Annotated in this window: 7 protein-coding genes and 1 pseudogene; 2 read left to right on the forward strand and 6 right to left on the reverse strand. The window is 67.9% G+C overall.

Annotated features, from left to right (window positions below; genetic code table 11):
* Window positions 1-38: 38 nt before the first annotated feature.
* The 5 genes and pseudogenes from KEG57_RS17740 to nudC form a co-directional block, all read right to left on the reverse strand.
* Window positions 39-1,361 carry a DUF1552 domain-containing protein gene (locus KEG57_RS17740; RefSeq protein ID WP_272420875.1) on the reverse strand — a complete coding sequence of 441 codons (1,323 nt, stop codon included), beginning with the start codon at window positions 1,359-1,361 and terminating at the stop codon, window positions 39-41.
* Window positions 1,358-2,635, reverse strand: coding sequence for a DUF1592 domain-containing protein (locus KEG57_RS17745; protein ID WP_272420876.1), 1,278 nt, complete (start codon window positions 2,633-2,635; stop codon window positions 1,358-1,360). The genes KEG57_RS17740 and KEG57_RS17745 overlap by 4 nt, the downstream gene beginning before the upstream one ends.
* A 64-nt stretch (window positions 2,636-2,699) precedes the next feature.
* A pseudogene (locus KEG57_RS17750) lies at window positions 2,700-3,410 on the reverse strand (DUF1587 domain-containing protein); the annotation flags it as partial.
* 190 nt (window positions 3,411-3,600) lie between these two features.
* The gene (locus KEG57_RS17755) at window positions 3,601-5,082 is read right to left on the reverse strand and encodes a hypothetical protein (protein WP_272420879.1); all 1,482 of its coding nucleotides are present in this window, start codon (window positions 5,080-5,082) and stop codon (window positions 3,601-3,603) included.
* Between the two features lie 217 nt (window positions 5,083-5,299).
* The gene (nudC, locus tag KEG57_RS17760; RefSeq protein WP_272420881.1) at window positions 5,300-6,142 is read right to left on the reverse strand and encodes an NAD(+) diphosphatase; all 843 of its coding nucleotides are present in this window, start codon (window positions 6,140-6,142) and stop codon (window positions 5,300-5,302) included.
* Between the two features lie 128 nt (window positions 6,143-6,270).
* On the opposite strand from nudC, the gene KEG57_RS17765 reads away from it, so the two are divergent.
* Entirely contained in the window at window positions 6,271-10,218 is a 3,948-nt protein-coding gene (locus KEG57_RS17765; protein WP_272420882.1) for a serine/threonine-protein kinase, read from the forward strand.
* A gap of 139 nt (window positions 10,219-10,357) precedes the next feature.
* Window positions 10,358-10,735 (forward strand): STAS/SEC14 domain-containing protein, encoded by a 378-nt coding sequence (locus tag KEG57_RS17770; protein ID WP_272420884.1) that lies wholly within the window; start codon window positions 10,358-10,360, stop codon window positions 10,733-10,735.
* Window positions 10,736-10,755: 20 nt separating this feature from the next.
* Here the strand turns inward: KEG57_RS17770 and KEG57_RS17775 are convergent, their stop codons facing one another.
* Window positions 10,756-12,963 carry a phosphocholine-specific phospholipase C gene (locus tag KEG57_RS17775; RefSeq protein WP_308215632.1) on the reverse strand — a complete coding sequence of 736 codons (2,208 nt, stop codon included), beginning with the start codon at window positions 12,961-12,963 and terminating at the stop codon, window positions 10,756-10,758.
* Window positions 12,964-13,126: the final 163 nt, after the last annotated feature.

Raw genomic sequence — 13,126 nt, forward strand, 5'->3', positions numbered from 1 at the left:
CGCGGGCGACGGGGGGATCGCCGCCCGCGCAGCACGAATCAGAGGTTCGGCAGGGGACCCGTGCCGTTGTCGCCGAACGTGGTCGCCTCTACGCCCACGCCCTGCAGCATCGAAAGGAACAGGTTCGCGAGCGGCGTCTCGTCCGGATACACCACGTGCCTGCCGGGCTTGAAGATCCCGCCGAGGCTGCCGCCGACGAGGACCGGCAGGTTCGTGTGCCTGTGGGCGTTGCCATCCTCGATCTCGCTGGAGAAGAACACGGCCGAGGTATCGAGCGCGCTCACGCCATTGCCCTCGTCGATCGCCTGGAGCTTGCCGAGCAGGTAGGCGAATTGCTCCACCTCCCACCGGTCGATGGTCGTGAGCTTCTCGTAGTTCGTGTCGAGGTTCTGGTGGTGCGAGATCTCGTGATGCCCCTCGTTCACGAGCAGGAACGGATAGCTCCGGCCGCTGCCCGCGTTGCCGAGCATGAAGCTCACGACCCGCGTCGCGTCGCATTGCACCGCGAGCGCGATGAGGTCGAGCATCATCATCACGTGCTCGGGGTAGGGCAGGTCGCCGGGCGGGCGGTTCATCGGCGTGCATTGCGGGCCTTCGCCCGTCTTCTGGATCTTCTTTTCGAGCTCGCTGATGCCCGTCATGTACTCGTCGAGCTTGCGCCGATCCGTGGTGCCGAGCTTGCCGTTCAGCGAGTTCGCCTCTTCGAGCACGTAATCGAGGACGCTCGTGCGGTAGATCTTCTGCCGCGCCTGCTCCTCGGCCGTGGCCTTGGGGTCGAAGCCGCCGAACAGGATGTCCCAGACGACCTGCGGATTCACCGCCTTCGGGAGCGGCTGCGTCTCCGAGGCCCACGAGATGTTCCGCGCGTAGGCGCAGCTATACCCCGAGTCGCAATCACCCGCGCTCGAGCCGCCGTCGATGCCGAGCTGCAGCGACGGGATCCGCGTGAACTGGCCGAGGTGCGCCGCCGCGACCTGGTCCATCGAAATGCCGTTCTTGATGTTCGCGCCCTCGGTCTTCACGACGTGGCGGCACGTCAAGAAGCCCGCCGTGCCCGCGGCGTGATCGCCGGGTCCGTCGGGCCGCGCGGGCGTGTTCGCGAGGCCCGAGAGGACGAGGACTTTCTCCCGGAGCGCACCGAGCGGCTCGAGGATCGTGGGAAGCTGGTATTGATCCCCCTCGGTCGTCGGCGTCCAGGCCGGCATGTGGATGCCGTTCGGCACGTAAAACGCAAGGATGCGCTTGAGGTCGTTCGGCTCGGCCTTCGCGTTTTTCGGGGAGAACATCTCGAGGGCCGGCAGGGCGAGCAGCGCGCCCGCTCCGCCGAGGAACGCGCGTCGCGACAGCTTGAAACGTTTCACTTTGCACCTCCCGGCGCCTCTCCGCGCCGCATCCGGAACGGCTCGCTCGTCGCGACGAGCTTGATCAGATCGACGAACCTCTGTCCGCGTTCGTTGAGCTCTTTCGTCAGGTGCTCGAGGTCGTCCGCGTCGGCCGACTCGTGGCCGCGCCCGAGCGCGTAGGTGAGCATCTTCTCGGAGACGCAATGCAAAAAGCGCGGATCCTCGGCGAGGATGGCGCTGAGCTCCGTGAGGCCATTGAATGTCTTGCCGCCCGGCAGGACGCCGCTCGAATCGACGGGGAAGCCGAGGTCCTCCGTGCGGAACAAGCCGATGCCGTCGAAGTTCTCGAAGCCGAAGCCGAGGTTGTCCATTTCCTCGTGGCAGCCGGCGCAGATCGGGTTCGCGCGGTGCATTTCGAGGCGCTGCCGGATCGAGCCCGTGGGCACCTCCTCGGTGACGAGCCCCTCGACGCCCGGCGGCGGCGCGTCGGGCTCGGTGCAGAGCATCTGCGTCATCACCCATTTGCCGCGCTTCACCGGCGAGGTACGCGTCGGATAGGACGTGACCGTGAGGATCGAGCCCTGCGCGAGCAGGCCTTGTCGATTGGGATCCTCGATCGTGACCTTGACGAACCCTTCCGCTCCGGGCGAGGGCATGTTGTAATGCGTCGCGAGCCGCTCGTCGATGTACGTGAAATCGGCCGTGAGCATCTCGGGAATCGACAGATCGTTCTTCAAGAACTCGCGGAAGAAGAGGCGCGTCTCTTGCCGCATGGACTCGCGCAGCGTCTCGTCCCAGGTCGGGAACGCGTAATAGTCGGGCTGGTGATCGTCGAGGGCCCGGGTGAAGAGCCATTGCCCGGCGAAGTTGTCGACGAGCGCCTCGGCCCTCGGATCGGCGAGCATGCGCTCGACCTGCGCCTCGATCTCAGCCGGATCCTGCAATTTGCCCTCGCGCGCGGCCGCGAAGAGCTCCTCGTCCGGCATGCTGCTCCAGAGGAAATACGAGAGGCGCGAGGCGAGCTCGAAGTCATCGAGCGGGTGCGCCGGTGTATTGGCATTCGGGTTCGGATCGAGCTCCGGACGGAACAGGAAATGCGGCGACGTGAGGATGGCGCGGAGCGCGATTTCTAGACCGACGTCGACGGTTTGTCCCTGCTGCTCGGCGAGCGTGACCACGCCCGCGAGCCGGTCGAGCTCTGCCTGCGTGACCGGCCTGCGGAACGCGCGCTCGGCGAATTTTTGCAGGATCTCCCGGACGCATGCGGCGCCGCCCGTCGGATCGCAGACCACGATGCGCTCGCGGATTGGGTTTTCCCCGACGACCCCGAGCGGGCCCTCGATTTCGGTCGACGTGCAGGTTCCGGTCAGCGCTCGCGGCCTCGTCGTAATAGTCGTTCGTGAATTCGACGGAGACGACCTGCGTGCCCGCGTTCGCGTCGGCCTCGGCCTCGACGACCACGGGATCCGCGCTCGTCTGGCTGACCTCGAAGCTGCCCGCAATCGTACCGCCGACGAGCAGGTTCATCTGCACGGGATCCGCGCCCGCCTGATCACCCCAGACCCGCGCGGCGATACGATATTTTCCGGTCGAGGGGAATTCGTGCGTGACCGGCAGCTCGCCGCCGCTCCATAGGTTCCAGTCCTCGCCCCCGGCCGCGCCGACCTGGCCCGTGAGCGTCTCCGCCTCGACGCGCAGCGTCGTGGACGACGACGGGAGATTCATCGCCTCGCGGGCGAGATCCTCGGCCGCGCGGGCATAAAGCTCGGCCTGGAGCGGCGAGATCGATAACACGTCGGCGATGTTGTCGAAGCCATAACCACGATCGTCGGCGGGGAAATCGTCCGCGGGGGTCCGCGCCGTGCCGAGCAGATCGCGGACCGTATTGTTGTACTCGACCCGATTGAGCCGATGCATGGTGACGCGCCCGGGATCCGTCGCGGGCGTTCCCGCGTCCCCGGAGCACCCGATCGCGGCCGGCGCGAGCACGGCGGCGAGCACGAGCGGGGCAATGGTCCTTCCGCGCCTCTTCGGGCGCGGCCGATGAGAAGCTATCGAACGAGGCATCGTGTTCCTCCCTGGGCGGCGAGGGTACACCGATGCCCTGCACGGACGTGGACGAAATGGGGCGATGGCAGGCGAAATGGCCCTCGAACTCGTGAAATGTTTCGTCGAGGGCCGACGTGATGCCCTGCGGTGGGCATCATTGGGGATGATGGATACAGGCTACGTCGAGGTGATTTTTATCACCTGCCCGTCACTGTGGGCTCAGGATCAGCGAGCAGTAGTAATACGTGCCCGTGACGGCCGGGTCCTGAGAATCGGCCAAGACCCGCATCTTGACATTCGTCGCGCCCGCCGTGATCAGCGCGCCGTCGATCCAGAGGACGTGGTCCGAGCCCTCGGCGCCGGAGCCGTTCTTGAGGAACTGATCATTGCCGTCGAGCAGCGAGACCTGCAGGCCGCGCAGGCCCGAGCCGCTGCGCTCCGCCGTGCAGTAGGCGCTCGCGAGGCCCATGCCCGCCGGGACGGGGACCGTGAAGACGTCGTTGTCGCCGGCCGTGATGTTGCCCGTGATGGCCGTGACGTGGCCCGTTCCGTCGTCCGTCGGCGTGAGCTCGAGGCCCTGGGCACTGTTATCGTTCGGCTCCTTCTCCACGGTGTTCGAGCCCGCCTGGACGTGCGAGAAGAAATAGAAGTCGTTCGAGCCGGCGGTGATGCCGTCGGGCCGCGACAGGGTGACGAGGTAATCCTTCCCCTTGTCGCAGGGCATCGTGAGGCTCGGGAGCTCGGGATAACCGAACGTCAGGTCGAGGTTGCTCATGTCGGTCTGGGCGAGCGTGACGTCGGGCGCGCTCGCCGCGGCCACGCGCACGAGGACGCCGTTTGTCGCGGTCGAGCCGCTGCCCTCGGGGCCGGCGGGGGCCCAGAAATCGAAGATGCAAAGCGCGCGGCTGTTCATGTCGACCGCGACGTCGTTCTCCACCTTGAATGTGTAGACGTCCTTGTCCGTGACCGCGGAGAATGCGCCCCAGCCAATCGATTGATACCCCTCGACGGGGCCGCCCTCGGGGAACGAGACCTTCTTGACGAGCGTGGCGTTCGCGGGCGTCTCGTTCGGCTCCTTGTCGACCGTGATGAGCGAGCCCGTCGGATCGAGCTCGAACGAGCTCACGTCGTAATCGAGGTTCGTGATGCCCTCGGGCGGCGCGCAGAAATCGGGGCCGAAGACGACGCCGCACTCGGAGACCTCGAGGCAATACGTGCCGTCCTCGGGCACGAGGTAGAGTAACTCGCTGTTGTTGCTGCCCGACATGTCGTCGTTTTGCGCGATCTGCGTCTTGCCGTCGGCGGACCAGAGCGTGATGACCGTATCCGGATACGAATCGCCGTACGGATCGTCGTCCGGCTTGCTCGTCGCGCCGAGAAAGATTGCCTGGCCTTTCTTGAGATCGACCTTGTAGTAATCCCTGTCGGACGTGACCGGGTCGAGCTTCGACGGGACATCCATCCCCGACAGGTCGAGGACCTCCGCGGTGTCGCAGCCGTTGTTTCCGTCCGTATCCGGACCGCCGCCGCCCTGCGCGCCCGTGCCGCCGGCGCCCCCTTGCGCGCCGCTCCCGCCCGCGCCGCTGCCCGCCGTGCCCCCGGGGTCGTCGCTGCACCCCGTTCCCGTGGAGCCGACGGCCACGAGCGACAGGGTCGAAAGCAAGAGTCCGAAGAGATGACTGGATCGCATGGTGCCTCCCGCGAATCGCGAACCTTGGATTGCGCGGGCCGGACGATCGGCACGCGCCCACATCACCATTGTTACAACCACGCGCACCAGCCCATCAACCCTCATATCGCTTGGAAAATCTCCAAGAAGGTGGCGAGTTCTGGTGGTCAGGAGATCGACCAGAAAGCAATCGTACGAATGCAGTGCGGTATGGGAACCGGGCGAGCAGGCCCGCGCGTCATGCCCGACGCGCGAGCCATTCGTCGATGAGCTTGCGCGCAATGCTCATCGGCGAGGGGAGCTTGGGCAAGGAGCCCCGGTCGAACCAGGCGGCCTCCTCGAGCTCGTCGTGATCGACGACGAGCTCGCCGCCCGAACGGCGCGCGAAAAAGCCGATCATGATCTGGTGCGGGAAAGGCCAGGGCTGGCTGCCGAAATAACGGATGTCGTCGATCTCGATGCCCGTCTCCTCGCGCGTCTCGCGCTTCACGCAGTCCTCGAGCGACTCGCCCGGCTCGACGAACCCCGCGACGAGGCCGTACATGCCCGGGGGAAAACGCGGTTGCCGCGTCATCAGGATGCGCGATCCGTCCTCGATAAGCACGATGATCGCCGGGGTCACGTGCGGGAAATGCTGATGCGCACACCGCGTGCATCGCTTCGATCGATGCCCGATTTCGAGGTCGAGCGGCGCGCCGCAACTCCCGCAGAACTGGTGTGTCCGATCCCAATACTGCACCTGAAACGCCGTGCCCGCGGCGACTTCGAGGTCCGGATCGATGCGGCCGTGCAAGCGGCGAAGCGAGACGTACGCGAAGCCGGGCGGGACGGGCGCATCGGGCGGGAGCTCGGCGGATCGACACGGGACGGCGTCGAGCCAGCCGAGAGGCTGGATGCGGACGGGTTCGAGGCCGAGCGCGCCGAGGGTTTCGAGCAGCGGTACGTCGTGAGGGAACGGCGCGGGCGGGTCGCCGTCGACGAGGCGAACGAGGAGATCGTCGCCGCGGTACGCGAACCAAAGGCCGAGCGACGGCGCGCCGAGGAGTGCGGGATCCGCGCGGAAACGGGGAAGTTTGTTCATGGGGCGACAGACCTATCGCGCCATCGTAGCAAGGCCGCGCTTTACCGCGGATCGAACCTCCGGTATTTTTCGTCGGGAAACCAACACGCTGGCGGGCGGCGGACATACCAGGGGGAGACGCGATTTTCATGGGGGCGCCCGAGCGCGTGATCGGCGGACGGTTCGAGATCCTCGAGCGCGTCGGCAAAGGCTCGTTTGGGGAGGTGCTTCGCGCCCGCGATCATGCGAGCGGCGGCCTCGTGGCCATCAAACGGCTTTTCGACAAGGACGCGAGCGCCGATCTGCGCGAGCGTTTTCATCGCGAGGCGCGTTATCTCACGTGCATCCAGAGTCCCCACGTCGTCCGTTTCGTGGCCGAGGGGATGGACAGACTGGGCAAACCGTGCATTGCCCTGGAATGGCTGGAGGGCACGGACCTCGCGGACGTGATCAGGCGCGGGCCGCTCCCGGTCGAAGTCGTCGTCGAGGTCGCGCGGCGCGCGGCGCTCGGCCTTTCCGCGCTGCACGAGCAGGGCATCGTGCACCGGGACGTGAAGCCCGCGAATTTTTTCGTCGCGTGTGACGCCGAGCGGCTCGCGGAGATCGGGTCGCCGCCGGTAAAGCTCATCGATCTCGGCATCGCGCGCGCCTCGGGCGAACGGGCCTTGACGGAGCGAGGGAGCCGGCTCGGGACGCCTGTGTACATGTCGCCCGAGCAGGCGCGCGGCGAGGAGCAGGTGACCGCAGCCTCGGACCTCTTTTCGCTGGGGATCGTGCTGTATGAGCTCGCCGCGGGAAAACGGCCGTTCACCGGGGACCGGACGCTCATCGTGCTGGCGAAGATCGTGCTGCACGATCCACCGCCGCTCGACGTGGCGCGTCCGGACGTGCCCGCCGAACTCTCGGCCCTGGTGGCTCGCGTGCTGGCGAAAAACCCCGCCGAGCGGTTCGGCTCGGCGCTCGAAATGGCCCGCGCGCTCGAACGCGTGTCGATCGAGCTCGCCCGGTGCGCGCGTGGATCGGTGTCGCCGCCCTCGTGGGCCGCGGTGCAGGCCGATCCATCACGCCCCGCCTCGGGAATCGAGCCCGTGCCGCGCGCGAGTTTTCCCTCGAGGCCCGCGAGCGAGCTGCTCTCGGGGCGCGGCGAGCAACGCGTGATCACCGCGGTCTTCGCCGATCTCTCGGCCGCCGCGGACAGGACCGCGGGGCGGCTCGCTTTGGAGCTCTCCGCGTCGGAGCTCGGGGGCGTTTGTTATGGCACGCTCGGCCATCAGGTGATCGCCCTGTTCGGCAGCGCCGCGTCGGCCGGGGATGAGGCGCTGCGGGGCGCGCGGCTCGCGCTTTCGGTGCGGGCGCGCGTGCCGGGCGTGCGGCTTGCCGTGGCGACGTCACGCGCGCGCGTGGGCGAGACGGGGCTCGCGGCGGACGCGATCGAGCGCGGATCGGGGCTCCGGCCGCCCGGAGCGGGGGAGGCGATCGTGCTCGATGCGCCGACGGCGCGGCTCGTGGGCGCGCAGCTCGCGGTCGAGGAGATCGACACCGGATTCCTTCTGCGCGGCGAGATCGGCGCGGACGTGCCCGCATCTCCGCGTTTGCTCGGCCGTGCGACGCCGACGGTGGGGCGTGATCGGGAGCTCGCGATGCTCGAAACGATGTTCGCGTCGTGCGTCGCCGAGCGGGCCGCGCGGCTCGCCGTCGTGACGGGGCCCGCGGGCGTGGGGAAATCGCGATTGCGATGGGAGATGTCGACGCGGCTTTCGGGGCGCGCCGAGGCGCCGACGATTTTGCTCGGCCGGGGCGAGTCGCTGCGCGCGGGTTCGCCGTACGCGATGATGGCCGACCTCGTGCGCCGCGCCGCGGGGATCGTCGAGGGCGAGCCGCCCGAGGCGCAGCGTCGCAAGATCGAGGCGCGAATCGAACCGCTCGTGAGCCCGGTCGACGTGGGCCGGCTGGTCGATTTCCTGGGCGAGCTCGCGCAGGTGCCGGCCGCGCCGGGCTCCGCGAGCGCCGCGCTGCGGGCCGCGCGTTCGGATCCGGCGCTGATGGGCGACGCGACGCGGATGGCCTTCGAGGACTGGATCGTGGCCGAATGCGCGCGCGCGCCGGTGCTCATCCTGCTCGAAGACCTGCACTGGGGGGATCTGCCGACGGTCAAGCTCGTGGCCTCGGTCGTCGCGGTCGCACGCGACATGCCGCTTTGCGCGCTCGCGCTCGCGCGGCCCGAGGTGCACGTACTTTTCCCGTCGCTCGCGAAGGAGGAGCGCGCCACGGTGATGCGGCTCGAAGCGCTGCGGCCGGAGGCCTGCGAAAGGCTCGCGCGCGCGGTGCTCGGCGCGGGCGCGGATCCGGCGGTGGTGCGCCTCGTGGCCGAGCGCGCGGGCGGCAACGCGTTTTACCTGGAGGAGATGATCCGGGCCGCGGCCGAGGGCAAAGAGGGTCTGCCCGATTCGGTGCTGGGGCTCGTGCAGGCGCGCCTCGACGCGCTCGGGCGGGCCTCGAAGCGGGTCCTTCGTGCTGCAAGTATCTTCGGCGAGCGGTTTTCCCCGGCGGGCGTGTGCGCGCTTTGCGGGGGGGATGCGGCGCTCGTCTCGGACGCGCTCGACGAGCTCGTCGAGCGGGAGGTGCTCATCCGCTGCCCGGATCCGGCGCAGGCGTCGCAGGGCGATCTCGCGTTCCGGCACGCGCTCGTGCGCGAGGCGGCATATGCAATGCTGTCGCCGGAGGACCTCACGCGCGGGCACAAGCTCGCGGCCGAGTATCTGGGCGCGTCCGGGGAGACGGACGCGGCGCTCGTGGCGACGCATTTCGAGCGAGGCGGCGAGCCGGAGCTCGCGATCCGCTGGTGGGTACGGGCGGCGGAGCAGGCGCTCGTGGGCAACGATTTCGACGCGGCGATCGAGCGGGCGGAGCACGGCGCGCGGCGTGCGGAGGGCGAGGTGCTCGGGAGCCTGCGGCTCGTGCAGGCCGAGGCGAGCCGGTGGAGCGGGGACGCGACGCGGGGTTCGTCGTGGGCGCGGGAGGCGGTCGCGCTCTTGCCACGTGGTTCGTCCGCGTATTTTCGCGCGATTGGAGAGATCGTGTCGTCGGCGGGCCGGCGCGGGGCGTGGGAGGAGGTGGAGCGCTGGCTCGACGAGGCGCTTGCGCTCGAAGCCTCACGCGAGGCGCGGAGCGCGCAGATCGCGTGTGTTTGTCCCGGAGCTACATTGCTTTTGCAGGCGGGCCGGCCCGAGCGGGCGGCGCGGGTGGCCGAGCGGTCGCAGGCGCTCGCGAGCGGGGTCCGGGACCTCGAGCCTTATGCGGTGGGGCGCATCGGGCAGCTCCGCGCGTTTCGCGCGCTGCACGAGGGCGATCTGGCGGGGGCGCGGCGCGGCTACGTGCGCTCGATGGCGCTGTTCGAGAGCGCGGGGCACGTGCGGCAAGCGTGTGTCGAGCGGATCAACCTGGGGCACGTCTGCGCCGAGCTCGGCGATCTCGATCGGGCCGAGGAGGTGCTTTCGACGTGCCTTTCGGCGGCGCAGCGGATGCGGCTCGGGACGGTGGAGGCGGCGTGCCATTTGAATCTGGCGCGCGTGCTTTCGGAGCGGGGGCGGCTGGCGGAGGCTTGGCTTGCGGCGGCGCGCGCGGAGGAGCAGGGACGCGCGCACGGTGGGTATCGCATTGCGGGCGCGGCGGAAGTGCATCGTTCGGGGATTGCGTATCGAAGGGGCGATTTCGTGGAAGCCGAGGTGCTCGGGCGCAAGGCGGAGGCGACACTCTTGAACGTGCCGCCGCTCTGCGCGGGGGCGATGGCGTCGCGGGCGCGCGCGCTCGTGGCGCTCGGGCGCGTGGAGGAGGCGCTTGTGGAGTCGCGGCGCGCGAATGCGATTGTGGAGAGCGGCAAGCGCGAGACGCTCGACAAGCTCGTGCGATTGGTTCACGCGGAGGTCTTGTGGGCGGCGGGGGCGAACGAGGAGGCGCGGGCGGCGATTGCAAAGGCCCGGGCCGAGATTCTGCGGAGCGCGGATCGAATCGCGGAGCCCGAGCTGCGCCGGAGCTTTCTGGAGAATGTCGAGGTCCATGTGAGGACGATTGGGCTCGCCGCCGCGTGGGGAGCCTGACGAGCGAAAGGGGCTGCACTGCCGACCAGGCAAACGCGGCCCATAACACGAAAACGCCGTATGCCGGGCGCTCCGTTTGACGTAAAAGGGCCTGATGAGCCCTCCTCGCGAGTGGATGTGCGGGCAACAACGATTATGGATGGAGACTTCGGACCTCCTGTGCATGGAGCTACACGGCACCTTCGATGTAGCGGCCGTCGAGGCCTACCTGCGTCTCGTCTTCGATCTCGGTGACCGTCAGGGCACGTTCTCGCTCCTCGCAGACATGCGCGATCTTCGAGGCATTTCGCCCCAGGCGCGGTCGAGGCTCTCCCGGGTCGAGCGGCCGTATCCGTATCGCGCAGTGGCCCTTCATGGCGCGAGCTTCACGTTCGCGATCATGTCGATGATGGTCGTCAAGGCGGGACGCACGCTCGCCCCCGCTGCCTTTCCCTTCGAGCTCGCCTTTTTTCAGACGGAGGCCCAGGCGCGTGCGCACCTCGCCCCCTATCGTGATCCGCCGCAGGATCGAGCGTAGCCCATTCCCCCCCGGGGCGCTTACCCGGGCATGCCCATCGCCGGGTCGGTGATCGACGGCTGCCCGTTCTCGATGCGCCCCGCGACACGACGGCTGAAGGGAGTTTGCCCCTCCACGGTCACGGAGAAATCGTACCAGCGGCCGCTCCCCGATACGTCGAACCACGCGTCCGCCGTCTCCCCGGGGCCAACGTCGAGCGTCGTGCCGTCCTTCGTGTACGCGCGTGGCGTCACGAGGAAACGCTGCATGGTCCCGCCCGCATTCTTGCAGCGAATCCCGAGCCGTGACCCTTCCACGTCGTACATCGTCTCGATTTCGAGCCCGCCTTGCGACCCGGCATCCACGAAATCGCGATGGAAGCCGTTCGGCCCGAGCACGAAAAGCGAATACTGGTTTTCCGTCGCCGGCCACCGCCCTTCGAGGGACTTGCCTGGTTCCACGGCATAACGCCGCGGGATCTCCGTGAGCGCAAGCCGGTCGTACACGTGGAACACCGCGCCTGCTTTGCCGGTGTTCACGAACGAGAGCACCGCCTCGTCCCCGTCGACCACGCACCGGACCTCGAGCTCGTAGGGCAATGCGCGTGACGGCCGTGTCCCCGTCTCCTGCTGCGGGAGCGAGCCGTTCTCCCCTGTCGGAACCGTCACCTGCGCGAGCTGCTCCTGGTCCGCGCGAATGGCATCGGCCTCGTCCTGCGAGAGGCTCGGGAACATGGGAAGGTCTTCGTCGTTCGGCGTGACGAAATCGAACGCCGAGAGAAGATCGCCGCACATCGCGCGCCGATAGGCGCTGATGTTGGTCTCCTTCACGCCGAATCGAGCTTCGAGAAAGCGCAGGATCGACGTGTGGTCGAAGTTCTCGGAGCAGACGAATCCCCCGCGGCTCCACGGCGAGACGACCCACATGGGGACCCGCACGCCGGGCCCGTGCGGGTGGCCTCCGAGCGGATCGGTGAGTGTCTCGTCATAACGCTCGCCGGTATCGTCCACCGTGCTCGCGCCCATGAGCACGCCGTCGTCCCGCCGCGAAGGAGCGCAGGGCGGCGGTACGTGATCGAAGAATCCGTCGTTTTCGTCGAACGTTACGAAAAGGACCGTCTTCGCGAAGACCTCGGGATTCTCGATGAGCGCCTCCAGCACCTGCTGCACGTACCAGGCGCCCTGCACCGGGCTCGACGGGCCCGGGTGCTCGGAGTAATCGGCCGGCCCGACGATCCAGGAGACGTGGGGCAGCCGTCCCGCGAGCACGTCCTCCCGAAATCCGTCGAGGTTCTGGTTCGAGAGCCGCGACTCGATGCCCTTCTTGAAGAGCGGCGATTCCTGGTCCTCGAAGAATGCCTTCCGGAACGACTGGAAACCGACGAGCGGGTTGTCGGAGAAGTTGTCGGCGTAATCCTGGTACACGAGCCACGAGATCCCCGCTTCTTCGAGCCGCTCCGCGTATGTCTTCCAGGTGTATCCCGCGTCGATGGCGCCGAGGAAGTCGTGCGAATTGTCGATGGCGGGGCCGCCGTTCTGGCCGAGGCTGTCGATCGTGCCGGTGAACGCGAAGAGGCGGTTCGGGTTCGTGCTGGTGTGAGCGCTGCAGAAGTACGCGTCACAGACGGTGAAAGCCTCGGCGAGCGCGAACTGGAACTCGAGCTCGGCGCGCTTGTAATACCCCATCGACTGCGGCTGTTTCCACGCGGGCCATTGGCCGTATCGGCCGTGATCCCAGGCTTCGTGTCCGTCGACGAAGTTGTGCGGCGTGCCGTCCACGCGCTGGGCGTTTCCGGCGACGGAGTCGAGATGATAGGGCAGGATCACCTCGGCGCCGTTTCGCTGGCGGAAGACGCTCGGCTCCTCCGCGAGGGGAAGGGTGAACCGGTCGCCGAAGCCACGCACCCCGCGCATCGTGCCGAAATAATGGTCGAACGAGCGGTTCTCCTGGATGAGGATCACCACGTGCTCGACGTCCATGATCGAGCGTGTCTTCGTGTGGGCCGGAATCTCGACCGCCTTCTCGATGCAGCCCGGAAAAAACCAACCGCCCGCGGCAATGCCGCTCATGTGAAGAAAGGAACGCCTGCTCAGCTTCGACACGGGGGACCTCCGTCGGAAGATCAAGAACTCCCGGGAGACTATCCTGGCAGGCGGAGCTCTGTCCATGCGCTTCCAATGGCGGGCCACGGCGCCAAGGCACGTCTCGCGGGCGTAACATTGTAACGACCGCATGACAGCCGTTGTCATGGCTGCGTGACAGGGGCCGCGCTCGTCGACGCCAATTTCGGAGGCTCGCGTGGGCAAAGCATGGCACGCTGGTTGCTTGGTGCGCCCATCGACCCGGCACGACGCCTGGACTCATCACGGCGAGGTTCTGATGCGCATGATTCGCTTCGAGGTTGCGTCGCTC

The sequence above is a fragment of the Polyangium jinanense genome (assembly GCF_028435365.1).